20 protein-coding genes and 4 tRNA genes are annotated in these 24,865 nt (G+C 45.5%); 23 read left to right on the top strand and 1 reads right to left on the bottom strand.

Features of this window, described 5'->3' with window-relative positions; genetic code table 11:
- Nucleotides 1-21 precede the first annotated feature (21 nt).
- The 13 genes from rlmD (at nucleotide 22) to rpoS (ending at nucleotide 14,588) form a co-directional block, all read left to right on the top strand.
- Entirely contained in the window at nucleotides 22-1,341 is a 1,320-nt protein-coding gene (gene rlmD / locus R7P35_RS08940; protein ID WP_053306774.1) for a 23S rRNA (uracil(1939)-C(5))-methyltransferase RlmD, read from the top strand.
- 123 nt (nucleotides 1,342-1,464) lie between these two features.
- A complete protein-coding gene (gene relA / locus R7P35_RS08935) occupies nucleotides 1,465-3,684 on the top strand; it encodes a GTP diphosphokinase (protein ID WP_005380915.1) in 2,220 nt (739 codons plus the stop codon).
- 349 nt (nucleotides 3,685-4,033) lie between these two features.
- Nucleotides 4,034-4,837, top strand: coding sequence for a nucleoside triphosphate pyrophosphohydrolase (gene mazG, locus R7P35_RS08930; protein ID WP_005383780.1), 804 nt, complete (start codon nucleotides 4,034-4,036; stop codon nucleotides 4,835-4,837).
- A 205-nt stretch (nucleotides 4,838-5,042) separates the two neighbouring features.
- Nucleotides 5,043-6,683 carry a CTP synthase gene (locus tag R7P35_RS08925; RefSeq protein WP_021034029.1) on the top strand — a complete coding sequence of 547 codons (1,641 nt, stop codon included), beginning with the start codon at nucleotides 5,043-5,045 and terminating at the stop codon, nucleotides 6,681-6,683.
- A 78-nt stretch (nucleotides 6,684-6,761) separates the two neighbouring features.
- The gene (eno, locus tag R7P35_RS08920) at nucleotides 6,762-8,063 is read left to right on the top strand and encodes a phosphopyruvate hydratase (protein ID WP_005383785.1); all 1,302 of its coding nucleotides are present in this window, start codon (nucleotides 6,762-6,764) and stop codon (nucleotides 8,061-8,063) included.
- Between the two features lie 548 nt (nucleotides 8,064-8,611).
- Nucleotides 8,612-8,893, top strand: a complete 282-nt coding sequence (gene ftsB, locus R7P35_RS08915) for a cell division protein FtsB (RefSeq protein ID WP_005380907.1) — start codon at nucleotides 8,612-8,614, stop codon at nucleotides 8,891-8,893.
- A 1-nt stretch (nucleotide 8,894) separates the two neighbouring features.
- Nucleotides 8,895-9,602 carry a 2-C-methyl-D-erythritol 4-phosphate cytidylyltransferase gene (gene ispD, locus R7P35_RS08910; protein ID WP_213908003.1) on the top strand — a complete coding sequence of 236 codons (708 nt, stop codon included), beginning with the start codon at nucleotides 8,895-8,897 and terminating at the stop codon, nucleotides 9,600-9,602.
- Nucleotides 9,603-9,616: 14 nt separating this feature from the next.
- Nucleotides 9,617-10,093 carry a 2-C-methyl-D-erythritol 2,4-cyclodiphosphate synthase gene (gene ispF, locus R7P35_RS08905; RefSeq protein WP_005380896.1) on the top strand — a complete coding sequence of 159 codons (477 nt, stop codon included), beginning with the start codon at nucleotides 9,617-9,619 and terminating at the stop codon, nucleotides 10,091-10,093.
- A 45-nt stretch (nucleotides 10,094-10,138) separates the two neighbouring features.
- Complete coding sequence (truD, locus tag R7P35_RS08900; protein WP_213908002.1) at nucleotides 10,139-11,182, top strand: tRNA pseudouridine(13) synthase TruD; 1,044 nt, start codon at nucleotides 10,139-10,141, stop codon at nucleotides 11,180-11,182.
- Nucleotides 11,182-11,958, top strand: coding sequence for a 5'/3'-nucleotidase SurE (gene surE, locus R7P35_RS08895; protein ID WP_005380894.1), 777 nt, complete (start codon nucleotides 11,182-11,184; stop codon nucleotides 11,956-11,958). The genes truD and surE overlap by 1 nt, the downstream gene beginning before the upstream one ends.
- The gene (locus R7P35_RS08890; RefSeq protein ID WP_033907436.1) at nucleotides 11,958-12,584 is read left to right on the top strand and encodes a protein-L-isoaspartate(D-aspartate) O-methyltransferase; all 627 of its coding nucleotides are present in this window, start codon (nucleotides 11,958-11,960) and stop codon (nucleotides 12,582-12,584) included. The genes surE and R7P35_RS08890 overlap by 1 nt, the downstream gene beginning before the upstream one ends.
- A gap of 13 nt (nucleotides 12,585-12,597) precedes the next feature.
- Complete coding sequence (locus R7P35_RS08885) at nucleotides 12,598-13,521, top strand: peptidoglycan DD-metalloendopeptidase family protein (RefSeq protein WP_017633546.1); 924 nt, start codon at nucleotides 12,598-12,600, stop codon at nucleotides 13,519-13,521.
- Nucleotides 13,522-13,601: 80 nt separating this feature from the next.
- Nucleotides 13,602-14,588 (top strand): RNA polymerase sigma factor RpoS, encoded by a 987-nt coding sequence (gene rpoS / locus R7P35_RS08880; protein ID WP_005380887.1) that lies wholly within the window; start codon nucleotides 13,602-13,604, stop codon nucleotides 14,586-14,588.
- A gap of 82 nt (nucleotides 14,589-14,670) precedes the next feature.
- Here rpoS and mutS read toward each other — a convergent pair whose 3' ends face one another.
- Nucleotides 14,671-17,232: a DNA mismatch repair protein MutS gene (mutS, locus tag R7P35_RS08875; RefSeq protein ID WP_064354301.1), complete on the bottom strand. Its 2,562-nt coding sequence runs from the start codon at nucleotides 17,230-17,232 to the stop codon at nucleotides 14,671-14,673.
- Nucleotides 17,233-17,316: 84 nt separating this feature from the next.
- On the opposite strand from mutS, the gene pncC reads away from it, so the two are divergent.
- The 10 genes from pncC (at nucleotide 17,317) to R7P35_RS08825 (ending at nucleotide 24,865) form a co-directional block, all read left to right on the top strand.
- Nucleotides 17,317-17,799, top strand: a complete 483-nt coding sequence (gene pncC / locus R7P35_RS08870) for a nicotinamide-nucleotide amidase (protein ID WP_005383794.1) — start codon at nucleotides 17,317-17,319, stop codon at nucleotides 17,797-17,799.
- A 200-nt stretch (nucleotides 17,800-17,999) separates the two neighbouring features.
- On the top strand, nucleotides 18,000-19,043 hold the full coding sequence (gene recA / locus R7P35_RS08865; protein WP_005380874.1) for a recombinase RecA: 1,044 nt from the start codon (nucleotides 18,000-18,002) through the stop codon (nucleotides 19,041-19,043).
- Between the two features lie 127 nt (nucleotides 19,044-19,170).
- A complete protein-coding gene (gene recX, locus R7P35_RS08860) occupies nucleotides 19,171-19,638 on the top strand; it encodes a recombination regulator RecX (protein ID WP_017633543.1) in 468 nt (155 codons plus the stop codon).
- 142 nt (nucleotides 19,639-19,780) lie between these two features.
- A complete protein-coding gene (alaS, locus tag R7P35_RS08855) occupies nucleotides 19,781-22,363 on the top strand; it encodes an alanine--tRNA ligase (protein ID WP_054575397.1) in 2,583 nt (860 codons plus the stop codon).
- 212 nt (nucleotides 22,364-22,575) lie between these two features.
- Nucleotides 22,576-23,763, top strand: a complete 1,188-nt coding sequence (locus R7P35_RS08850) for an aspartate kinase (protein WP_005383803.1) — start codon at nucleotides 22,576-22,578, stop codon at nucleotides 23,761-23,763.
- A gap of 92 nt (nucleotides 23,764-23,855) precedes the next feature.
- Nucleotides 23,856-24,053 (top strand): carbon storage regulator CsrA, encoded by a 198-nt coding sequence (gene csrA / locus R7P35_RS08845; protein ID WP_004415691.1) that lies wholly within the window; start codon nucleotides 23,856-23,858, stop codon nucleotides 24,051-24,053.
- A gap of 333 nt (nucleotides 24,054-24,386) precedes the next feature.
- Nucleotides 24,387-24,478, top strand: a tRNA-Ser gene (locus tag R7P35_RS08840).
- A gap of 31 nt (nucleotides 24,479-24,509) precedes the next feature.
- A tRNA-Arg gene (locus R7P35_RS08835) sits at nucleotides 24,510-24,586 on the top strand.
- Between the two features lie 29 nt (nucleotides 24,587-24,615).
- Nucleotides 24,616-24,707, top strand: a tRNA-Ser gene (locus tag R7P35_RS08830).
- A gap of 85 nt (nucleotides 24,708-24,792) precedes the next feature.
- Nucleotides 24,793-24,865: transfer RNA gene (locus R7P35_RS08825), tRNA-Arg, on the top strand.

Here is a 24,865-nt window from a genome sequence, read left to right as displayed (position 1 = left end):
CACATAAATCAGGCACAGAGCATGGCACGCATCTTTCAACCGAAAAAGAAAACCCAACTCAATACTCGGCACCAAGCAGTGCAAGTAGAGCGTTTAGATCACCACGGCGCAGGCATTGCTTACCTCAAAAAGAAGCCATTGTTTATCGATGGAGCACTGCCGGGTGAGGAGGTGGTCACTCAATTGGTGGAAGAAAAGAGCAAATACGCTCGCGGTAAGTTGATTAAAATCCTTAAGCCGAGTGAAGCTCGTGTGGAGCCATTTTGCCCACATTATCATGAGTGCGGTGGTTGTGATTTGCAGCACTTAGATTATGACCAACAATTGACGTACAAACAGCAAACGTTGCGTCAGCTAATGCGAAAATTTTCAGGCAGTGACATTGAACTAGATGCCCCGTTATTGGGAGATTCGCAGGCCTACCGTCGCCGTGCGAGAGTGAGCTTGTTTGTTGATAAAAAAAACCGTCAGCTACATTTTGGTTTCCGTAAAAAGCAGAGTAAGCAAATTGCGCAAGTAACCGATTGCCCAGTGCTGGCACCGGAACTGAATGTTTTGCTGCCAGAGATTTACTCAGCCCTAAAAGCGTTCAAAAAGCCTGAACAATTGGGTCATGTAGAGCTGGTACTTGGTGATAATGGGCCGTGTATTACGCTGCGCCACTTGAGCGCTCTGACAACGAGTGAAACTCAATCTCTAACGGAGTTGGCAAAACGTCATGGCGCATCGTTGTACTTAATGCCATCGACAGAACAATTAGACCTTATCGAAGGCGATATGCCTTTTTATCAAGAAGTTGGAGTGAAAATCCCTTTTGCACCAAATAACTTTATTCAAGTAAACCAAGGTGTAAACCAACAAATGGTCAAACAAGCGGTTGAGTGGTTAGACCCACAAAAGAGTGACCGAGTGTTAGATTTGTTCTGTGGTTTAGGCAACTTTAGTTTACCAGTTGCGAAATTAGCTAAGTACGTGGTTGGAGTAGAGGGTGTTGCAGAGATGGTAGAAAAAGCCACAAACAATGCATCTTTGAACCAAATCAATAACGCGCAATTTTATCACGCTAACCTTGAGCAAGATTTTGAAGGCCAAGCCTGGGCCGCAGAGCGGTTTGATAAAGTATTATTAGACCCGGCACGCGCGGGAGCGAGTGGGATCATCGATCAAGTTTCTGAGCTTGGCGCACAGCGTGTAGTTTATGTTTCTTGTAATCCTGCTACCCTTGCTAGGGATAGTCAAAGCTTGATAGAGCAAGGCTATAAATTAACTAAATTAGGTATGCTGGATATGTTCCCTCATACCAGTCATCTAGAATCGATGGCATTGTTTGAAAAGTCCTAACTTTAGGACTTTGACCCCTTATTTGTGGTGGGTGGTCATAAAGCCAGCGTGTACGCGCGGTAAAAAGAACTAACCTGGACGGTGTTAGTCAAACCACACGAATATAATAATTAGGATGATGAGATGGTTGCGGTAAGAAGCGCGCATTTAAACCAAGATGAACAGTTTGAACTCGAAAACTGGGTGGCTAGCCTAGGACAAGAGAAAAACACAGCCTCACGCTTAATCGAAGTATATCGAGATTGCCAGACGGTATTAGCTGATAACGAGCAAGCGGAGCTGTTGTTGTGGCGTGGACGAGAAATGATCGAAATTTTGATCACCTTGTCTATGGATCAAGCCACTTTAGTGGCTGCTCAACTGTTTCCTTTGGTTTCAAGTGGTGCTTTTAACAGAGAAATTCTGGAAGAGAAATACAGCAAAGAAATCATAAAATTAATCGACGGCGTTGAAGAAATGGCTGCTATTGGCCAACTCAACGTCAACATGGAAGGCAGTGCAGCGTCATCTCAGGTAGATAACGTACGCCGCATGCTGCTTGCCATGGTGGATGACTTCCGCTGCGTGGTTATCAAGCTTGCGGAGCGAATTTGTAACCTTATTGAAGTTAAAAAAGCGCCTGATGAAGTTCGACGTGCGGCGGCAAAAGAGTGTGCCAACATCTATGCGCCGCTAGCAAACCGATTAGGCATCGGTCAGCTGAAATGGGAAATTGAAGATTACGCTTTCCGCTACCAACAGCCGGAAACTTACAAACAAATTGCCAAGCAGCTTTCTGAGCGACGCATCGTTCGTGAACAGTACATCAAAGACTTTGTTGAAGACCTCACGCACGAAATGGAAGTGTCGGGCATCAATGCCGAAGTGAGTGGTCGACCTAAGCACATCTACAGCATTTGGCGAAAAATGCAGAAGAAGAGTTTGGCATTCGATGAGCTATTTGATGTTCGAGCAGTACGTATCATCGCAGACAAACTGCAAGACTGTTACGCGGCTTTGGGTGTAGTTCACACCAAATACAAGCACCTACCGAGCGAGTTTGATGACTACGTTGCTAACCCTAAACCAAACGGTTATCAATCGATCCATACCGTAATTCTAGGGCCAGAAGGCAAAACCATCGAGATCCAGATTCGTACCAAGCAAATGCATGAAGAGTCGGAGCTGGGTGTTGCCGCGCACTGGAAATATAAAGAAGGGGCAAGCAGCCGAAGCGGTTATGATGAGAAGATCACGTGGCTGCGTAAGCTACTGGATTGGCAAGAAGAAATGTCTGACTCTGGCGAAATGCTCGATGAGCTGCGTAGCCAAGTCTTTGATGACCGTGTTTATGCCTTTACACCACGTGGTGATGTTGTCGATTTGCCAATGGGGGCAACGCCGCTAGATTTTGCCTATCACATTCACTCCGAAGTGGGACACCGTTGTATCGGTGCCAAAGTCGGAGGTCGTATTGTGCCATTCACGCATAAATTACATATGGGTGACCAAGTCGAGATTATCACTCAGAAAGAACCTAACCCATCACGTGACTGGTTAAACCCATCATTAGGCTTCGTTCATTCTGGTCGTGCGCGTGCCAAAATTAACGCCTGGTTCCGAAAACAAAGCCGTGAGAAGAACCTTGAAGCAGGTCGTGAAATCCTTGAGCATGAGTTAGCCAAAATTGGCGCAACGTTAAAAGATGCAGAGCATTACGCCCTCAAGCGGTTTAACGTCAAAACACCAGATGAATTGTATGTTGGTGTAGGTAGCGGTGATTTGCGTATCAACCAAATAATTAACCATATCAACGCGTTAGTTAACAAGCCAACGGCAGAGGAAGAAGATCAACAAGCACTGGAAAAACTGCAAGAAGCTGAGCATAAATCACCCGCGCAAAGCCGACCGAAAAAAGACGCAGTTGTAGTAGAAGGCGTCGATAACCTAATGACACATCTAGCACGTTGCTGTCAGCCAATTCCAGGTGACGATATCTCTGGTTACATAACGCAAGGTCGTGGGATTTCAGTACACCGTAGTGACTGTGAACAGCTAGAAGAACTGCGCCATCATGCGCCAGAGCGCATCATCGATACAGTCTGGGGCAGCGGCTTTGTGGGGTCATACATCCTCACCGTGCGTGTTGAAGCGATGGAGCGAGGTGGTCTACTCAAAGACATTACGACACTGTTCGCCAACGAAAAGATCAAAGTGACCAGTATGAAGAACCGAGTCGACTACAGACGTCAACTTGCCATCATGGACTTTGACCTAGAAGTCACCAATATTGAGGTGCTTTCGCGGGTTTCGAAACGTGTGGAACAGATCAAGGATGTCATGACGGTGAAACGCCTCGGCTAAAACTCTCGTCATAGTTATCGTTGTAGCGTTGTTGACTGCACGCACTCGCTCCATCACATGGTGAACCATGCTCAGGAGTCTCGTTTGTTTGTCGCCTAGCTACAACTTCAACTATTTACAGAGTTACACTTGCGTCATATTTGGCTTTTTATCTGCGTTAGCTGCACTTATTCCGACGTGCCGGCTCAGGGGCATCACATAGTAGGCTATGCTCAGGAGTCGCGAAAACTTGTTGCCTTGTCAAAGTAACAATTACTTAGTGAAAGCTGCTGAGAAAATATAATGTAGAAGGTGAGTGGTTTTGGCTGCTCACCTTTTTCTTTAATAGAAAGGTTTAAAGGAACAAAAAATGAGTCATCCAATTGAACAGTTAGAACAAATCATGGCGAAGCTGCGTGACCCCGAAAACGGTTGCCCTTGGGACTTAAAACAAACCTTTGACACCATCGTTCCGCATACAATAGAAGAAACCTACGAGGTGGTGGACGCGATTCAAAATCGAGATTGGCCCAATCTAAAAGAAGAGCTAGGGGATTTGTTGTTTCAGGTGATTTTTTACAGTCAGCTAGCGAAAGAGCAAGAGCTGTTCGACTTTTCGGATGTCGTCGAAACCGTGAACGAAAAACTGACTCGTCGCCACCCGCATGTTTTTTCAGATGTTGAGTTTGAATCTGACGAGGAAATTAACGCGAACTGGGAAGCGGAAAAAGCAAAAGAAAAAGCCCTAGTAGGCAAAGCGGAAGAAAGTATCCTAGACTCAATACCAAACTCTTTACCGGCACTTTCTCGTGCTACAAAAATTCAGAAAAAATGTGCAAAATTTGGGTTTGATTGGGATTCACTTGGCCCGGTTGTCGATAAAGTACGAGAAGAAATTGACGAAGTCATGGAAGAGGCACTGCAAGTTCAGCCCGATGAAGAGAAAGTTGAGTTGGAACTCGGTGATTTGCTATTTGCGACTGTCAATTTGGCTCGCCACCTTGATAAAAACCCAGAAGTCGCGCTAGGAAAAGCAAACGTAAAGTTTGCGCGACGTTTTAAACAAGTTGAAGGCAAGGTTCAGCAGTCAGGCAAAGTACTTACAGATTGTTCTTTATCAGAACTTGACCATTTTTGGGATGAAGTAAAACAAGAAGAATCGAGGCAGAGGTAAACTGGCAGAATACATAATATAAGGTCAGCTTGTTTGGTTACACGAAAACGGACTTTGGTTTGTCTTTGCTCACTTTGATTTGAAGCAAAAAATAAAAAATTACGGTGTGATAGATTTCACGTTGTGGCGGTAAGGAGCTTCTGGTATATTTATCTCCCGTCCAGAAGCACTCCATTTCCCTCATTCAACCAATTTCAGGTTAAACATGACGACAAATTACATTTTTGTTACTGGCGGGGTTGTATCCTCTCTAGGTAAAGGTATTGCAGCAGCATCTCTTGCGGCTATTCTAGAAGCTCGTGGTCTTAAAGTGACTATGATGAAGCTTGACCCTTACATCAACGTTGACCCGGGCACAATGAGCCCTACTCAGCACGGTGAAGTGTTCGTTACAGAAGATGGCGCAGAGACTGACCTTGACCTTGGTCACTACGAGCGTTTCATCCGTACCAAGATGACCAAGCGTAACAACTTCACTGCAGGTCGTGTTTATGCCGACGTACTTCGTAAAGAACGTCGTGGTGACTACCTAGGCGCAACTATTCAAGTTATCCCTCATATCACTAACGCAATCAAAGATCGCGTTATTGCAGGTTCTGAAGGCCATGATGTGGCTATTGTTGAAGTTGGCGGTACTGTTGGTGATATCGAATCACTACCATTTATGGAAGCGATTCGTCAGCTAGCTGTTGAGCTAGGCCGTGAGCGCGCAATGTTCATGCACCTAACACTTGTTCCTTACCTAGCGGCAGCGGGCGAAGTGAAAACTAAGCCGACGCAACACTCTGTAAAAGAACTTCTATCTATCGGTATTCAGCCAGACATCCTAGTTTGCCGTAGCGATCGCGTTATTCCTGCGAATGAGCGTAAAAAAATCGCACTGTTCTGTAATGTTCCAGAAAAAGCAGTAATTTCAATGAAGGATGTAGACTCTATCTACAAGATCCCTCAGTTGATTAAATCTCAAGGGCTAGATGACCTTGTGTGTGCTCGCTTTGGTATTACTGCTCCTGAAGCAGACCTTTCTGAATGGGAACAGGTTATCTACGAAGAAGCAAATCCTACTGGTGAAGTAACCATCGGTATGGTTGGTAAATACATTGAATTACCAGATGCATACAAATCTGTGAACGAAGCGCTTAAACACGCTGGCTTGAAAAACCGTCTAAGCGTCACAATTAAGTATGTAGACTCACAAGATATCGAAACAAAAGGCGTTGAACTTCTAGAAGGTTTGGACGCAATCCTAGTACCAGGTGGCTTCGGCGATCGTGGTATTGAAGGCAAGATCCGTGCGGCTCAATATGCACGTGAAAATAACGTGCCTTACCTAGGTATTTGTTTGGGTATGCAAGTTGCACTAATCGAATACGCGCGTAACGTTGCGGGTATGGAAGGTGCACATTCAACAGAATTTAACAAAGAGACTAAGTACCCTGTGGTAGGTTTGATCACAGAGTGGGTAGACGAATCAGGTAGCGTAGAAGAGCGTACTGAAAAGTCTGACCTAGGCGGTACGATGCGTCTTGGTTCACAGCTGTGTCACCTAGAGAAAGGGACTAAAGCTCGTGAACTGTACGGTAGCGCGACGATCCATGAACGTCACCGTCACCGTTACGAAGTGAATAACGTGCTTCGTCCGCAAATCGAAAAAGCAGGCCTAAAAGTATCAGGTCTATCTGCGGACAAGAAGTTAGTGGAAATGATTGAGAACCCAGCTCACCCATGGTTTGTAGCGGCTCAGTTCCACCCAGAATTCACCTCGACTCCTCGCGATGGACATCCATTGTTTGCAGGTTTTGTTAAGGCTGCGGGCCAAAACGCACGCGGCGAATTCGAGAAGTAAAAGGATACGGGCGGCGGCGAAGGTTGTGCTGCTGCCCTTTAAGATTGACATTTATATTTGAAACGAGAGGAAACATTAATGTCTAAGATCGTTAAAGTTCTAGGTCGTGAAATCATCGACTCACGTGGTAACCCAACTGTAGAAGCTGAAGTACACCTAGAAGGCGGTTTCGTAGGTATGGCGGCAGCTCCATCTGGCGCATCTACTGGTTCTCGCGAAGCTCTTGAGCTACGTGACGGTGACAAAGCACGTTTCCTAGGTAAAGGTGTTCTTAAAGCAGTTGAAGCTGTAAACGGCCCAATCGCTGAAGCTCTAGTTGGCAAAGACGCTAAAGACCAAGCTGCAATCGACGCAGTAATGATCGAACTAGACGGCACTGAAAACAAATCTAAATTCGGTGCTAACGCTATCCTAGCTGTTTCTCTAGCAAACGCTAAAGCTGCTGCTGCTGCGAAAGGCATGCCTCTATACGAGCACATCGCTGAGCTAAACGGCACTGCAGGTCAGTTCTCTATGCCTCTACCAATGATGAACATCATCAACGGTGGTGAGCACGCAGACAACAACGTTGACATCCAAGAGTTCATGATCCAACCAGTTGGCGCTAAGACTCTTAAAGAAGGTCTACGTATCGGTGCAGAAGTATTCCACAACCTAGCTAAAGTTCTTAAGTCTAAAGGCTACAGCACTGCAGTTGGTGATGAAGGTGGTTTCGCTCCTAACCTTAAATCTAACGCTGAAGCTCTAGAAGTTATCGCAGAAGCTGTTGCAGCTGCTGGTTACGAACTAGGTAAAGACGTAACTCTAGCTATGGACTGTGCTGCATCTGAGTTCTTCGACAAAGAAGCTGGCATCTACAACATGAAAGGCGAAGGTAAAACTTTCACTTCTGAAGAGTTCAACCACTACCTAGCTGAGCTAGCTAACCAATTCCCAATCGTTTCTATCGAAGACGGTCTAGACGAGTCTGACTGGGATGGCTTCAAGCACCAAACAGAACTACTAGGTGACAAGCTTCAACTAGTAGGTGACGATCTATTCGTTACTAACACTAAGATCCTTGCTGAAGGTATCGAGAAAGGCGTAGCTAACTCTATCCTTATCAAGTTCAACCAAATCGGTTCTCTAACTGAGACTCTAGCTGCAATCAAGATGGCTAAAGACGCAGGTTACACAGCAGTAATCTCTCACCGTTCTGGCGAAACTGAAGATGCAACTATCGCTGACCTAGCGGTAGGTACAGCAGCAGGTCAAATCAAAACTGGTTCTATGAGCCGTTCTGACCGTGTTGCTAAGTACAACCAGCTAATCCGTATCGAGGAAGCTCTAGGTGAGCGCGCTCCTTTCAACGGTCTTAAAGAAGTTAAAGGTCAAGCTTAATTCTTCACTGAATTAGCAGCTTAACTTAAAGCTTTTAAAACACCCTGCTTTGGCGGGGTGTTTTTTTATATAACGGAAGCGCTAAGTGAGCGCGCTCCTCCATGTTTCAAGGAAGCGGTCTTAAAGAAGTTAAAGATCAAGCTTAATTCTTAACTGAGTTAACGGCTTAACTTAAAGCTTTTGAAAACGCCTCACACTTGCGGGGCGTTTTTTTATACAACGGAAGCGCTAAGTGAGCGCACTCCTCCATGTTTCAAGGAAGTGGTCTCAAAGAAGTAAAAGGTCAAGCTTAATTCTTATTGAGTAAAGTTTCGCTAAATAGCTTTTTGAAACCCTCGCTACGGCGTTTTTTTGTATTTATAGATTTGTATTTTGGGGTCTTACTTTGGTCATGGGTAAGGTTCGCTTCCCATGAGCTTGTTTCATTTTGCTGCTTATTTCTTGTAAGGAGCGTGTGAGTCTCCCTTTCTCCCCTAGAGGCAACCTCGCATTTATGCTATATATGTCACCTTATCTAATTCCTTCCGGTACAGAATGTTAGCAGCGATATGCGAATCTTTGTTATAGCCCTTACGCTACTGTTTGGCTTGCTTCAATACACTCTATGGTTTGGTAAAAACGGAGTGTCTGACTACTACACAGTAAAAGATGAAATTGAAGTTCAGCAACAAGTGAACAGCAAGCTACAAGCTCGCAACAATGAAATGTTCGCTGAGATTGATGATTTAAGGCAAGGTCTTGATGCGATTGAAGAACGTGCGCGTCATGAGCTCGGTTTAGTTAAAGATGGCGAGACTTTTTACCGCATTATAGGTGAGGAAAACCATTAAAATGTTGGATATGAACTCATCGCATATCGCAATTGTGCCTGCTGCTGGTGTGGGTAGCAGAATGAAGGCAGATCGCCCTAAGCAATATTTATTGATCGAAGGTAAGGCGGTACTGGAACATACCGTAGAGAAACTGCTTTCTCACCCAAATATTTCTAAGGTGGTCGTTGCCATTACTGACGGCGACCCATATTACCCAGAATTGTCCATTGCTAAGCACCCAGATGTGATTCGTGTAGCTGGTGGTAAAGAAAGAGCAGACTCTGTGTTATCAGGGCTAAACTATGTCAATGAGCATCTGGAAAGCGAGTGGGTGTTAGTCCACGATGCTGCAAGGCCATGTGTATTAACATCCGACATTGACCGTTTGATTGATGTTTGCTGCGCCCGCTCAACGGGTGGCATTCTCGCATCTCCTGTGAGAGATACAATGAAGCGAGCAAACGCAGTACAAGATATCGAACATACGGTAGATAGAGAAGCATTGTGGCATGCACTTACTCCACAAATGTTTAAAACTCAGCAGCTTACTCAAGCACTGGCTGACGCATTAGAACAGGGTGTAACTATTACTGATGAAGCCTCGGCTTTGGAGTGGTTAGGCGAGAAGCCAGCCTTAGTTCAAGGGAATGCGAACAATATAAAAATCACTCAGCCAGAAGACCTTGCGTTAGCCGAGTTTTATCTAAGCCGTGAGCGCGGCGAATAAAGAAAGGATAGAAAATGATTCGAATTGGTCATGGTTTCGATGTACATAAATTCGGTGGTGAAGGCCCTGTCATTATTGGTGGTGTAGCAATCCCTTATGAGCAAGGTTTGATTGCACACTCAGACGGCGATGTAGCGTTGCATGCGTTAACGGATGCTCTGTTGGGCGCGATTGCTGCCGGCGATATTGGTCGTCATTTCCCAGATACGGATGATAAATGGAAAGGCGCAAACAGTCGTGAACTACTGAAAGACGTTTACCGTCGAGTCAAAGAGCAAGGCTACCGTCTTGGCAATGCTGATGTAACCATCATGGCACAAGCGCCTAAAATGGCACCACACATTGACGCAATGTGTGCGGCGATTGCCGAAGACCTAGAAACCGATATTAGTAACATTAACGTAAAAGCGACGACGACAGAACGTCTCGGTTTTACTGGACGCAAAGAAGGCATTGCAACGGAAGCCGTTGTACTTCTGTTTAAGCAATAACTAGCAATTTGCTCCTCTAAGCTGTGATATCAGCGGAAACACATCATGTCAGACATTTTATCTTCATTGGCTTACCTAACAGGTAAGCCAATTGCATCGGCAAAAATCAAAGCGCAGCCAGAGCATTTTCAGGTTCGCGAAGATTTAGGTTTTGCCTTTACGGGCGAAGGCGAGCACTTAATGGTTCGTATCCGTAAAACGGGCGAGAACACCAGCTTCGTTGCTAACGAGTTAGCAAAAGCCTGTGGTGTTAAGTCGAAAGACGTTAGCTGGGCGGGTCTTAAAGACCGTCATGCGGTGACGGAACAGTGGTTAAGTGTCCATTTACCGAAAGGTGAAACGCCAGATTTTTCAGCGTTTTTGGCTCAATACCCAAGTATCGAAATCCTTGCAACAGATCGTCACAATAAAAAACTGCGTCCTGGTGACCTAGTAGGGAACGAGTTCGTGGTTACTTTGTCTGAAGTGACAGATATAGCGGATGTAGAGCAACGTCTTGAAAAAGTGAAACAAGTTGGCGTGCCAAACTACTTTGGTAGTCAGCGTTTTGGTAACGATGGTAACAACCTTGAAGAAGCACGTCGATGGGGACGCGAAAACGTTCGTACCCGCAATCAAAACAAGCGCAGCATGTATTTATCAGCGGCTCGTTCGTGGATTTTCAACCGCATCGTTTCAGCTCGTCTAGAGAATGGTGTGTTTGATAAGTTCATTGATGGTGACATTGCACAGACGAATTCTGGCACTCAGTTGATTGATGCAAACAACATCACTGATTTGCAAGTGCAATTTGCACAAGGTGAAGCGGCAATTACCGCTGCGCTTGCTGGCGATAATGCACTGCCTACTCAAGCCGAGGCTCTGGCATTAGAGCAACCGTTTTTAGACGAAGAGCCTGACCTCATGGCGCTGATTCGTGGTAATCGCATGCGCCACGATCGTCGCGATATTGCGCTGAAGCCAAAAGATTTAGCTTGGACGGTTGAAGGTAACAACATTACGCTGACTTTCTCACTGGATGCGGGATCTTTTGCGACCTCTATTGTTCGTGAGTTAGTTAATGAGGTTGAAGTAGAAAGAGAATACTAATGGAACAGGATTCACGAAACCCGAAGCCCTTAAGAGTCTTAATCAGCAATGATGATGGTGTTCATGCACAAGGGATTCATGCCCTCGCTGATGAGTTGAGAGATATCGCCGAAGTGACCATTGTCGCACCTGATCGAAATCGTTCAGGTGCTTCGAATTCACTCACATTAGAACAACCATTACGCGTGACTGAAATTGCCCCAAATATCTACTCAGTGCAAGGCACGCCCACGGATTGTGTGCATTTCGCGCTGAATGAGCTAATGAAAGATGATTTGCCTGATCTTGTTCTGTCAGGAATCAACCATGGCGCTAATTTGGGTGATGATGTTCTTTATTCTGGAACAGTAGCAGCCGCCATGGAAGGTCATTTCCTTGGCGTTCAGTCGGTGGCTTTTTCACTAGTGGGTAAGCGACATTTCGAATCCGCCGCTAAAATTGCACGTCAAATTGTACAACAGCATTTAGCGTCGCCGATTCCAACGAATCGTCTACTGAACGTAAACGTGCCTGACTTACCATCAGAGAATTTAGGTGAAATTGAAGTTACGCGTTTAGGTGCACGTCATCACGCAGAGAATATGATCAAGCAGAAAGATCCGAGAGGCCATGACATTTATTGGTTAGGGCCACCAGGAAAGGAGCAAGATGCAGGAGAGGGCACGGACTTTTATGCAATTGAGCATGGCCGAGTTTCAATGACGCCTCTGCAAGTTGATCTCACCGCTCACGAGTCGCTGCGTGCTATGGATAGTTGGTTAAAGGAAGAGAAGTAATGAGTAACCCACATGCTGACAGGTTGATAGCGTTTCTTATCTCCAGTGGCATCAAAGACCAAAGAGTTCTGGATGCTATCCAACGCTTGCCACGAGAAAGCTTTGTTTCTCAAGCGATGATGCACCAAGCCTATGATAACAATGCGTTACCAATTGGTCAGGGACAAACTATTTCTCAGCCTTATATCGTTGCTCGTATGACCGAGTTGCTTGAGCTAGAGTCGGCGAGTCGTGTTCTGGAAATCGGAACGGGATCGGGTTATCAAACTGCGGTACTGGCGCAAATTGTTGATCATGTATACTCCGTTGAGCGAATTAAATCGTTGCAATGGGAAGCAAAGCGTCGCCTGAAGCAATTGGATATTTACAATGTTTCAACTAAGCATGCTGATGGGTGGCAGGGCTGGGAAGCGAGAGGTCCTTTCGATGCTATCATTGTTACCGCTGCCGCTGAAGTGATTCCCCAAGCTCTTCTCTCACAATTAAGAGATGGCGGCAAAATGGTCATTCCTGTTGGAGATACGGAACAACAGTTATTAAAAATAGAGCGTAAGGGAGACGAATATCTCTCTACCGTTGTAGAAATGGTTCGGTTCGTACCTCTGGTTGCGGGTGATTTAGCTTAAGGGTTAGGGATAGGTGAATAAGTTACTACGTCATATTGGTATTAGCTTTGTGTTTGCTGCAGGACTAGTTGGTTGTGCAGCGCATTCCCCTGCACCTGTCTCTAGCCTAAAAAAAGACTATTCAAGCCTTGAAAGAGGGAGTTACAGAGGGAGTTATTATGAGGTAAAAAAAGGCGATACGCTTTACTTCATAGCTTATGTCACAGATAAAGATGTAAATGATCTTGTTCGTTACAATGAGTTAACTCAGCCTTACACTATCTACCCAGGACAGAGGCTAAAACTTTGGGCTCCGAAATATGTCGCCCCTAAATATGGTCAAAAAGTTGAACCCGTTGTGGCTCCTGTTGTTACGACCCCCCCAGCTCCAGTGACGAAAACATCAACAGCCTCTAAACCTAAACCTTCGAGTAAAAACTCTAGTCAAAAACCTACAGAGACTAAGCCTAAAGTCGTACAAAAACAGCCTCCAAAGAAGGTTGAACAATCGAAAACAAAGGAGTATGTTGGTTCAAAAGATAACCAAAAAGTGAAGCAAAAAGCGCCAACTACCACAGCAAAGAGTGATAAAGTCTCAAAGTGGTTGTGGCCAACAAAAGGGAGAGTAATCAAGAACTTTTCGGCGGGAGAACAGGGAAATAAAGGTATCGACATCGCAGGACAGCGTGGTCAACCTATCGTTTCAACCGCAGCCGGCACAGTCGTTTATTCAGGCAATGCGCTACGAGGTTATGGCAACTTAATTATAGTAAAGCATAACGACAATTATTTAAGCGCATACGCACATAATGACAAACTGCTGGTCACAGAAGGACAAAGCGTAAAAAGCGGACAAAAAATCGCCACCATGGGTAGTTCAGGTGCAAAGTCGGTCAAACTACACTTTGAAATTCGCTATCAAGGTAAATCAGTGAATCCAAAACGCTATTTGCCTTAAAACTTTGAAAAACAACTTGCGACATCATTTAGCGACATATTGAGTTGTCATGTCTTGCTAACTCGCCAGGGGGAGGCGTTATGAGTATCAGCAACACAGTAACCAAAGTTGAAGAGTTTGCATTTGACAATGCGTCAGTGAAGACCATTGATAACGAACTCGAAAGATCATCATCCACAGAAAGCAAAGCGACTGCGCGTGAAGAATTTGACGCGAGCAGTAAAAGCTTAGATGCAACTCAGTTGTATTTGGGCGAAATTGGCTTCTCACCTTTACTTACTGCCGAAGAAGAAGTGCTTTACGCAAGACGCGCCCTACGTGGCGACGAAGCGGCACGCAAACGTATGATCGAAAGTAACCTACGTTTGGTTGTTAAGATTTCTCGTCGATACAGTAACCGTGGTCTAGCACTACTCGATCTGATTGAAGAAGGTAACCTCGGCTTGATCCGAGCGGTCGAAAAATTCGACCCAGAACGTGGTTTCCGTTTCTCTACTTACGCAACGTGGTGGATCCGACAAACGATAGAGCGAGCGTTGATGAACCAAACTCGCACGATCCGTCTACCTATCCACGTAGTGAAAGAGCTGAACATTTATCTGCGTACTGCGCGTGAACTTTCTCAAAAGCTCGATCACGAACCGACCGCAGAAGAAATTGCTGCTCAATTAGATATTCCAGTCGAAGACGTAAGCAAAATGTTACGCCTTAATGAGCGTATTAGCTCTGTCGACACGCCAATCGGTGGTGACGGTGAGAAAGCGCTGCTGGATATTATTCCTGATGCAAACAACTCTGATCCAGAAGTTTCGACTCAAGATGACGACATCAAATCATCGTTGATTCATTGGTTAGAAGAGTTGAATCCGAAACAGAAAGAAGTGCTTGCACGTCGCTTCGGCCTACTAGGCTACGAGCCTTCGACGCTGGAAGAAGTTGGTCGAGAGATTGGTCTGACACGTGAGCGAGTACGTCAAATACAAGTGGAAGGTTTACGTCGTCTTCGTGAAGTCCTAATCAAACAAGGTTTGAATATGGAAAACTTGTTTAACGTAGAAGATGATTAAATAATCCGTATTCCACTAGATACGCAAAAGGCTATGGTTCCCCATAGCCTTTTTTCTTTTTTGCTCCTTGGTGTGAGTCTATTTACAGCATCCTTTTCAAGCGATACAGCTCTTCAAGAGCTTGGCGTGGCGTTAAGTCGTCAGGATCAATACCTGACAGAGCTTGTTCGACCTCGCTAGGCTCTGGAATCAGGCTCAACTGGTTAGCCACATCTACTGCACTTGGACGCGGTGTGTCACTGTTTTGCCCCAGTTGCTCTAGCTGAGATAGCTTGTTACGCGCATTTTTGATGACCGTTTTTGGTACGCCAGCTAAGCCCGCAACAGCCAAGCCGTAAGACTTACTTGCCGCGCCTTCTTGAACTGCGTGCATAAAGGCAATGCTGTCTCCATGTTCTACGGCATCCAAGTGAACGTTCGCTAAGCTTGGCAGTTGGTTCGGTAACTCTGTTAATTCGAAGTAGTGAGTTGCAAATAGGGTCATCGCACCAATTTGTGTTGCGAGCCATTCCGCACTTGCCCAAGCTAAAGAGAGACCGTCGTAAGTACTAGTACCGCGTCCGATTTCATCCATTAGCACCAAACTGTTCTTAGTTGCGTTGTGAAGAATATTGGCTGTTTCGGTCATTTCTACCATGAAGGTCGAGCGGCCAGATGCAAGATCATCTGACGCACCAATACGAGTAAATATACGATCTAAAGAACCAATCTGTGCGGATTCTGCCGGTACATAAGAGCCGATATGTGCCATCAATGCAATCAGCGCAGTTTGACGCATGTAGGTTGATTTACCACCCATGTTTGGACCGGTGATGATCAACATCTTACGGGCTGGGTTAAGCTCAATTGGGTTCGCGATGAACGGCTCTGTTGTTACTTGTTCTACGACTGGATGACGACCAGCTTGAATGTGAATTCCTGCGTCTTTCACAAGCGTTGGGCGGCAGTAATCTAACGAATCTGCACGCTCTGCTAGGTTTTGTAATACATCCAGTTGAGACAGGGCAGAAGCTAGGTTTTGCAGCTTCTCAAGGTTTGGCATCAATAGATCAAACAGTTCTTCCCACAACTGTTTCTCAAGTGCTAACGCTTTAGATTTCGAGTTAAGTACTTTGTCTTCGTGTTCCTTAAGCTCTGGGATGATGTAGCGTTCAGCGTTTTTGAGTGTTTGGCGACGTACATAATGCGGTGGAACCAAATGGCTCTGGCCACGGCTTACTTGGATAAAGAAGCCATGAACGTTGTTGTAGCCTACTTTAAGCGTATCGATACCGTGTCGTTCACGCTCATCTCGCTCAAGCTGCTCAAGATATTCTGTTGCACCGTCTGCCAATTTTCGCCATTCATCGAGCTCCGCATTGTAGCCTTCAGCGATGACGCCACCATCACGAATAACAACCGGCGGATTTTCTTTAATCGCGCGCTCTAACAGGTCACATACTTCGTCAATCGGAGCTGCATACTTCGCCAATTTCGTTAGGTACGGATGGGTCAAAGAAGCGGTGACAGATTCTAGCTCTGGTAGCTGTTGCATGGCATTGCGAAGTCTAGCCATATCGCGAGGGCGAGCAGAGCGTAATGCAAGGCGCGCTAAGATACGTTCAATATCACCAATTTGCTTTAACGTTGGTTGAAGATCGGCAAACAGAGCTTGTTCTTTAATCTCACCAATCGCATCAAGGCGATTGTTTAACGTTTCAATGCAACGCATAGGCTGATGCAACCAACGCTTCAGCATTCGGCTGCCCATCGGAGTTGCACAATGGTCGAGTACTGCAGCGAGCGTGTTATCGGTTCCGCCTGCTAGATTTTGAGTAATTTCCAGATTACGTCGGGTAGCAGCATCAAGGATGACGGATTGATCCTGATGATCAAACGTTAAAGAGCGAATATGAGGTAAAGCCGTACGTTGAGTATCTTTTACGTACTGGATCAAACAACCAGCAGCACACAGCCCTAAGGACGCATGTTCTACACCAAAACCAACCAGATCTTTTGTGCCAAATTGTTGATTGAGTTGTTGCTTAGCCGTATCAAGCTCAAACTCCCAGACTGGGCGACGACGGTTACCATTGCGGCTCGCCATTAAATGTACAGGTTCAAAATCTTCTGGGAACAGTAGCTCACGTGGTGCAGTGCGTTGAAGCTCGGCTGTCATCGCTTCTTCAGTTTCTGGTTCTGTCAGTTGGAAGCGACCAGAGGTGACATCCAGCGTCGCATAACCGAACTTACCGTTGTGATGGTAAATTGCTGCGATTAAGTTATCGACACGCTCAGAAAGCAGCGCTTCATCCGTCACAGTACCTGGTGTCACGATACGCACAACTTTACGTTCTACCGGGCCCTTGCTGGTGGCCGGATCGCCAATCTGTTCACAGATCGCCACAGACTCACCAAGCTGAACAAGTTTTGCCAGGTAGCCCTCTACGGCGTGAAATGGCACACCCGCCATTGGGATAGGTTCACCTGCAGACGCACCACGTTTGGTCAATGAAATATCAAGAAGCTGAGAAGCTCGCTTGGCATCATCGTAAAAGAGTTCGTAGAAATCGCCCATGCGGTAGAACAGCAAAATCTCTGGGTTCTCAGCTTTTAGCTTGAGGTATTGCTGCATCATCGGAGTGTGTTTTTGTTCAGCTTTCACAGGTAAGTTCTTTTGTTTATTTCCGTAGCGGCTTAGGATACGTGAATCCCTATCAAGTAAAAAGAGACAAAGGGCATTTTGGCTATGGAAAAAACAACAAAATTGAGTGCCGATTTAGGCGCATTATTGGCTAAACACGGGCATGTTTTAACGACCGCAGAATCATGCACTGGTGGTGGTGTTGCAACCGCCATTACTGACATTGCTGGTAGTTCAGCGTGGCTTGACCGTGCGTTTGTCACCTACAGTAATGAAGCGAAAATGGAGATGCTTGGTGTGCAAGCTTCAACGTTAGAAGCGCATGGTGCAGTGAGTGAGCCAGTTGTGATTGAAATGGTACAGGGTGCAATTAAAAACTCAAATGCCACCATCGGTGTATCCATCAGTGGTATTGCAGGGCCGGGTGGTGGCAGTGAAGAGAAACCAGTCGGTATGGTCTGCTTTGCTTTTGCTGATAACCAAAGTTGGCAGCAAGTAGAAACCATGCATTTCTCTGGTGACCGTGCAGAAGTTCGCAAAAAAGCGGTCGAGCACGCGTTGACTCAATTGTATCAACATCTGCTCTAGAATTTCTTAACTTGTTTTAGCCCAGCATTGATAAGGGCTAGAGCAAATCATGACTTTAGGTCAGCCAAATTTTTTTCATACAGGTATGGACACTGTATGAATCAACAGTATAATAACTTTCATTGCTGAGCAGTTCTTCTGCTTAAGAAAAATGAATTACTATTCGTCGCCCAAAGAAGATGAATAAATCGGAGAAAGTAATGGATGAGAACAAACAGAAAGCGCTCGCCGCTGCGCTAGGTCAAATTGAAAAGCAATTCGGTAAAGGCTCTATCATGCGCCTTGGTGATAACCGCGCAATGGACGTAGAAACCATCTCAACGGGTTCTCTTTCTCTTGATATCGCTTTGGGTGCTGGTGGTCTACCAATGGGTCGTATCGTAGAAATCTACGGCCCAGAATCTTCAGGTAAAACAACATTAACGCTTGAGCTTATTGCTGCTGCGCAACGTGAAGGCAAAACGTGTGCGTTTATCGATGCAGAGCACGCTCTAGATCCTGTATACGCGAAGAAACTTGGCGTTGATATCGATGCATTGCTAGTTTCTCAGCCAGACACAGGTGAGCAAGCGCTAGAGATCTGTGACGCACTTGCACGTTCTGGTGCTATCGATGTTATGGTTGTCGACTCTGTCGCAGCACTAACACCGAAAGCAGAAATCGAAGGCGAAATGGGCGATAGCCACATGGGTCTGCAAGCACGTATGCTTTCTCAAGCAATGCGTAAGCTAACGGGTAACCTAAAGCAGTCTAACTGTATGTGTATCTTCATCAACCAAATCCGTATGAAGATTGGTGTGATGTTTGGTAACCCAGAAACAACAACAGGTGGTAACGCACTTAAGTTCTACGCTTCTGTTCGTCTAGATATCCGTCGTACTGGCGCAATCAAAGAAGGTGACGAAGTCGTAGGTAACGAAACGCGCATCAAAGTTGTTAAGAATAAGATTGCAGCACCATTTAAAGAAGCAAACACACAAATCATGTACGGCCAAGGCTTTAACCGCGAAGGTGAACTTGTCGATCTAGGTGTGAAGCACAAGTTAGTTGAAAAAGCCGGTGCTTGGTATAGCTACAATGGCGATAAGATTGGTCAAGGTAAAGCGAATGCATGTAACTACCTGCGTGAGCACCCTGAAGTGGCTAAAACTATCGATACAAAACTGCGTGAAATGTTGCTAGCGCCAGCACTTGCGGAAGCGCCTGAAGCTGGTGAAGCGCCAGAGCAAGCTGAAGAGTTTTAATCTCTCATAGATTAATAAATGACAAAGCCCTGCAATGCGGGGCTTTGTTGTATCTATTGAAATCAAAAATCGAATTATCACAAAGGCCATTGAGAGCCTGTACAGCAAAAATACTTTTAGGATCATCATGTACCAAAAACGCCAGGCGCCAACATTATCGAGCAAAGAGGCTGCTATACAATTGCTTAGCCGTCGCGATCATGGTCAGTATGAGCTTTACCAAAAATTATCGATGAAGGGCTATGAAGAATCAGACATCGACATCGCAATTAATTTTTGCCTAGACCATAACTATTTAGATGATTTACGTTACGCGAAGAGTCAAATTAGACAGCATGTATACAAAGGACATGGAGAGCGTCGAATTCGTCAAGAGTTAAACCAGAAGCGTGTTGCGGAATCGGTGATTGAGCAAGCTATGGCTGAAGAGCCGCAAGATTGGTTTGAACTGGCTAAACAGGCGGCAGAAAAGAAATTCAAAGGTATTAAAGCCAAAGACCAAAAAGAGTACGCAAAACAAGTTCGTTTTCTGCAGTATCGCGGCTACAGTTTTGACCAAATCAGCTACGCGCTGAGCTTTGAGGATGAAGATTAACGGTCAGTCGTCCGCACTGATTTTTGTTTTGCTTCAAATTTTTTCTCCTACTCCCTCTTTTCCTCAAGAAAACTAGTCTCAGCTGTTTGCATGATCTACAATACGGCAAAATTCTAACTCGACTATTTTCAGGAAGAGCTGCATGTACATGAGCACTGATGAGGTTCGTAACGCGTTCCTCAAGTTCTTTGAGAGCAAAGGACACCAAATCGTAGAAAGTTCATCGTTAGTTCCACATAACGACCCAACCCTGCTGTTCACAAACGCAGGTATGAACCAATTTAAAGATTGTTTCTTAGGCTTAGAAAAACGAGCCTACACTCGAGCGACTACGGCTCAGCGTTGCGTACGTGCAGGTGGTAAACATAACGACCTAGAAAATGTTGGCTTCACTGCTCGTCACCACACATTCTTTGAAATGTTAGGCAACTTCAGCTTTGGCGATTACTTCAAAGAAGATGCGATCTCCTTTGCTTGGGAATTCCTAACCGAAGTTCTTAAACTGCCAGCGGATCGTTTATTGGTAACTGTTTACGAAACCGATGACGAAGCGTTTGACATCTGGAACAAGAAAGTTGGCGTGCCCGCTGATCGTATTGTTCGCATTGGTGATAAAGAAGGCGGCAAGCCGTATGAGTCTGATAACTTCTGGCAAATGGGCGACACTGGCCCTTGTGGTCCATGTACTGAAATCTTCTACGATCACGGTGAGCACATCTGGGGTGGCCGTCCTGGCACGCCTGAAGAAGATGGTGACCGTTTCATCGAGATCTGGAACAACGTATTCATGCAGTTCAACCGTCACGCAGACGGCACTATGGAACCGCTACCAAAACCATCGGTAGATACTGGTATGGGTATCGAGCGTATCTCTGCAATCATGCAGGGCGTTCACTCAAACTACGAAATTGATGTATTCCAAGCTCTTATCAAAGCAGCAGCAGAAGTGATCGGTTACGAAGACCTATCAAACCAATCACTACGCGTTATCGCTGACCACATCCGTTCATGTTCATTCCTGATCGTGGATGGCGTTATGCCTTCAAACGAAGGTCGAGGTTACGTATTACGCCGTATCATCCGTCGTGCAGTTCGTCACGGTAACAAGCTGGGCGCACAAGGTGCATTCTTCCACAAGTTGGTTGGCGTTCTAGCTGACATCATGGGTACGGCTGGTGAAGAGCTGAAGCGTCAACAAGCTGTGGTTGAAAAAGTACTGCGTATCGAAGAAGAAAACTTTGGTCGTACACTTGAGCGCGGTATGGCGATTCTAAACGAAGCACTAGATAACCTAGACGGTAAAGTACTAGACGGCGAAACCGTATTTAAACTTTACGATACTTACGGCTTCCCAGCTGACTTAACTAACGACGTAGCACGTGAGCGTGAGTTCGCAATCGACGAAGAAGGTTTCGAGAAAGCGATGGAAGAGCAGCGTCAACGTGCGCGTGAAGCGGGTAACTTCGGTACTGACTACAACGCAGCAATCAAAGTTGATACGCAAACAGAATTCTGTGGTTACACAGGTACTAAAGGCTCTAGCTCTGTAGCGGCGATGTTCGTTGAAGGCAACGAAGTAGAATCTCTATCTGCAGGCGACAAAGCAATCATCGTGCTTGGTGAGACACCATTCTACGCAGAGTCAGGTGGTCAATGTGGTGACGCTGGTGAAATCCGTACTGAGTCTGGTGTATTCCACGTTGAGGACACTCAAAAACTAGGTAACGCAATCGCGCACCACGGTGTAATGGCAGAAGGCGTTCTAGCGAAAGGTGATGAAGTAGCAACTATCGTTGACGCAGAGCGTCGCGCAGCTATCTCTCTAAACCACTCAGCAACGCACTTGCTACACGCAGCACTACGCCAAGTTTTAGGTGAGCACGTAACGCAGAAAGGCTCATTGGTGAAGGCAGACAACCTACGTTTCGACTTCTCGCATCTAGAAGCCGTAACTGCAGCAGAACTGAAAGAAGTTGAGCGTCTAGTTAACGCGCAAATTCGTCGCAACCACACGATTGAAACCAACGTGATGGACATTGAGTCAGCTAAGAAGAAAGGCGCAATGGCTCTATTCGGCGAGAAGTACGATGACGAAGTACGCGTACTGTCTATGGGTGACTTCTCGACAGAGCTTTGCGGTGGTATTCACGCATCAAGCACAGGTGATATTGGCCTATTCAAAATCACTTCAGAAAGCGGCATTGCTGCAGGTATTCGACGTATTGAGGCGGTAACAGGCGAGGCTGCATTAGACGCGATTGAAGCTCAAAACGCGAAGTATGAAGAGAAACTGGCAGAATCTGCACAGAAAGCAAAAGCGCTAGAGAAAGAAGTGCAGAAGCTAAAAGATAAGATGGCGGCAGCAGAAAGCGCTAACATCATGGGCAAAGCGGTTGAAGTCAATGGTACAAAAGTTCTAGTCGCAGCTCTTGAAGGTGCTGACAGCAAGAACCTACGTACTATGGTTGATGACATCAAGAACCAAATGGGGTCTGGTGTCGTACTGCTTGCCAACGTAACAGGTGACAAGGTTGGCCTGATTGCTGGTGTGACTAAAGATCTAACTGGTAAAGTAAAAGCTGGTGATCTAGTTAAGATGATTGCTGAGCAAGTCGGTGGTAAGGGCGGTGGTCGTCCTGACATGGCTCAAGCTGGTGGTACTGATGTAGCCGCACTACCAGAGGCAATTAAAACAGTTCAGCCTTGGTTAGAAGAGCGCTTATAAGCTTTTAACTACTAAAATTACGCTCAATCAAGTTTCTTTGATTGAGCGTAATTTTTTTTAGCAGCCAAGTGGTTTAATTGACCAAAAGTTAACCGAGTCATTTAGGCTATTTGGTTTTTGTTGTAACTACTGCTTATATAATTTTTCTAAAAGGAAATACTGACGATGTAAGCAGTTCTAAAGAGACTTCGGTCTTGGGAAGGTGAAGACTGGTGAAAAAGCCCCTTATCGTGCAAAAGTTTGGCGGAACCTCCGTGGGTTCAATTGAAAGAATCCACCAAGTTGCTGAACACATCATTAAGGCGAAAAATGATGGCAATCAAGTTGTTGTTGTCGTGTCTGCAATGTCAGGCGAAACAAACAGACTGATGGACCTCGCTAAACAGATAGATAGCGTGCCTACAGCTCGAGAACTTGATGTTTTGCTCTCTGCTGGTGAGCAAGTGTCAATGGCACTGTTAGCAATGACACTCAATAAATTGGGTCATGCTGCACGCTCGCTTACCGGAGCACAGGCGAATATTGTGACGGATAATCAACACAATGACGCAACGATTAAACACATTGATACTAAGACAATTCTGGGATTGCTTGAGCAAGACCAAATCGTGATTGTTGCAGGCTTTCAAGGTGTGAATGAGAACGGGGATATCACCACATTAGGTCGAGGTGGCTCAGATACGAGCGCTGTGGCACTGGCAGGCGCATTGCGCGCTGATGAGTGTCAAATCTTTACCGACGTTGATGGTATTTATACTTGTGACCCACGTGTAGTGAAAAACGCGCGAAAATTGGCGGTTATCGATTTTCCTTCCATGGAAGCGATGGCAAGCCGAGGCGCGAAAGTATTACATTTACCTTCAGTGCAATTTGCATGGAAGAATAATGTGCCACTGCGCGTGCTTTCGACATTTGATGTTAATGAAGGCAGTCTGGTAAAGGGGGAGTTAGGCAATCAAGCCGTCTCTGGTATAGCCATTCAACGTGACCTTGCCATAATCGAAGTCGATAAAGAACATTTATCTAGTGCTACAAAACAATGTCAGATGTTGGGTATCGACATTTGGAATGTGATCGAGGAAACAGAACGGGCAGGCATCATGATAAAACAAGATGCATGTGCCAAGTTCGATCTGGTGTTCAGCGACAAAATCCGTAATAGTGAAGTGGTAAGCCTGTTGACCGCAGTGGGGCTTGAGGCCAATGGAATGGTAGAGCACGCATGCGATTTGTTGGCAAAGCGAGATATTGAGATCAATTTCAGCGCAACGAATGCACTCACTATGATGCTAGTTTTAGCACCCGAATGTGTGGATACAGCAGCAAACATTCTGCATGATGCTTACATTACGTCTAGTGAAGCATTAAACATTCAACAAAAACATGCCTTTTTAGGCTGATTTTCGCTAACAAGGTAGTTTACGAAAATATAACTTTTGTTGGATAATAGCTTTGTAGCAAGAAAATTTAGAGATTACTCAAGGAGCAAAGAATGCTAATTTTGACTCGCCGCGTAGGCGAAACACTGATGATTGGTGATGAAGTGACTGTAACTGTACTAGGTGTTAAAGGTAACCAAGTGCGTATCGGCGTTAACGCTCCGAAAGAGGTTTCAGTTCACCGTGAAGAAATCTACATGCGCATTCAAGCTGAAAAAGGCAATGGCAACGTTGCTTCAGGTAACTACTAAGTCGCTCCTGTTTACAGAGCTTAGTTTGAATGAAAAAGGCTAACCGAAGGGTTGGCCTTTTTAGTTTTTACTGTTTTTGAAAATTTGCAGAAACTATTGTGTTGAGTATGGCTGTGAATTCATCAATAATGTTGATTCGAACTTCAGAAAGTTATTTGAAAATAAATGTCTTTTTTTCAGAGAAGACTCTCTTTTTTCATCATAATAGAGTGATAAAGTTCGTTTAATAGTCACTTTGATTAAATCAGCAACGGTTAAGCCAGTTTCGTAGATTTTTTCAAAGAAAGTGTTTGACATATTTTCGGTAAAACGTAATATGTGCCTCCGCAAGACGGTGAGGTGGCCGAGAGGCTGAAGGCGCTCCCCTGCTAAGGGAGTATACGGTTTATCCCGTATCGAGGGTTCGAATCCCTCCTTCACCGCCATTCTTGCAACGTTGATTTATCAACAAAAAGTGCGTCCTTAGCTCAGCTGGATAGAGTACCTGGCTACGAACCAGGCGGTCGGAGGTTCGAATCCTCCAGGACGCGCCATATCTCTTTTGAGATATAACAATGAAAACGGTGAGGTGGCCGAGAGGCTGAAGGCGCTCCCCTGCTAAGGGAGTATACGGTTTATCCCGTATCGAGGGTTCGAATCCCTCCTTCACCGCCATTCATTGACTGGCCCGATGGCCTTTTTTTTGTTTCGTAAGAAATGAATGTGATTTACTTCACAACTTCTTAGCAAGAAGATCTGCGCGTCCTTAGCTCAGCTGGATAGAGTACCTGGCTACGAACCAGGCGGTCGGAGGTTCGAATCCTCCAGGACGC

The organism is Vibrio sp. Vb0304 (genome assembly GCF_033338995.1).
Taxonomy (GTDB): Bacteria; Pseudomonadota; Gammaproteobacteria; order Enterobacterales; family Vibrionaceae; genus Vibrio; species Vibrio alginolyticus.
Note: the sequence above shows the minus strand (reverse complement) of the source record. Positions and strands in the feature narration are given on the sequence as shown.

What these genes read in the sequence shown, in the direction of transcription:
- rlmD (WP_053306774.1), top strand. Translation starts at nt 22, where the DNA reads ATGGCACGCATCTTTCAACCGAAAAAGAAAACCCAACTCAATACTCGG.
- relA (WP_005380915.1), top strand. Translation starts at nt 1,465, where the DNA reads ATGGTTGCGGTAAGAAGCGCGCATTTAAACCAAGATGAACAGTTTGAA.
- mazG (WP_005383780.1), top strand. Translation starts at nt 4,034, where the DNA reads ATGAGTCATCCAATTGAACAGTTAGAACAAATCATGGCGAAGCTGCGT.
- R7P35_RS08925 (WP_021034029.1), top strand. Translation starts at nt 5,043, where the DNA reads ATGACGACAAATTACATTTTTGTTACTGGCGGGGTTGTATCCTCTCTA.
- eno (WP_005383785.1), top strand. Translation starts at nt 6,762, where the DNA reads ATGTCTAAGATCGTTAAAGTTCTAGGTCGTGAAATCATCGACTCACGT.
- ftsB (WP_005380907.1), top strand. Translation starts at nt 8,612, where the DNA reads ATGCGAATCTTTGTTATAGCCCTTACGCTACTGTTTGGCTTGCTTCAA.
- ispD (WP_213908003.1), top strand. Translation starts at nt 8,895, where the DNA reads ATGTTGGATATGAACTCATCGCATATCGCAATTGTGCCTGCTGCTGGT.
- ispF (WP_005380896.1), top strand. Translation starts at nt 9,617, where the DNA reads ATGATTCGAATTGGTCATGGTTTCGATGTACATAAATTCGGTGGTGAA.
- truD (WP_213908002.1), top strand. Translation starts at nt 10,139, where the DNA reads ATGTCAGACATTTTATCTTCATTGGCTTACCTAACAGGTAAGCCAATT.
- surE (WP_005380894.1), top strand. Translation starts at nt 11,182, where the DNA reads ATGGAACAGGATTCACGAAACCCGAAGCCCTTAAGAGTCTTAATCAGC.
- R7P35_RS08890 (WP_033907436.1), top strand. Translation starts at nt 11,958, where the DNA reads ATGAGTAACCCACATGCTGACAGGTTGATAGCGTTTCTTATCTCCAGT.
- rpoS (WP_005380887.1), top strand. Translation starts at nt 13,602, where the DNA reads ATGAGTATCAGCAACACAGTAACCAAAGTTGAAGAGTTTGCATTTGAC.
- pncC (WP_005383794.1), top strand. Translation starts at nt 17,317, where the DNA reads ATGGAAAAAACAACAAAATTGAGTGCCGATTTAGGCGCATTATTGGCT.
- recA (WP_005380874.1), top strand. Translation starts at nt 18,000, where the DNA reads ATGGATGAGAACAAACAGAAAGCGCTCGCCGCTGCGCTAGGTCAAATT.
- recX (WP_017633543.1), top strand. Translation starts at nt 19,171, where the DNA reads ATGTACCAAAAACGCCAGGCGCCAACATTATCGAGCAAAGAGGCTGCT.
- alaS (WP_054575397.1), top strand. Translation starts at nt 19,781, where the DNA reads ATGTACATGAGCACTGATGAGGTTCGTAACGCGTTCCTCAAGTTCTTT.
- csrA (WP_004415691.1), top strand. Translation starts at nt 23,856, where the DNA reads ATGCTAATTTTGACTCGCCGCGTAGGCGAAACACTGATGATTGGTGAT.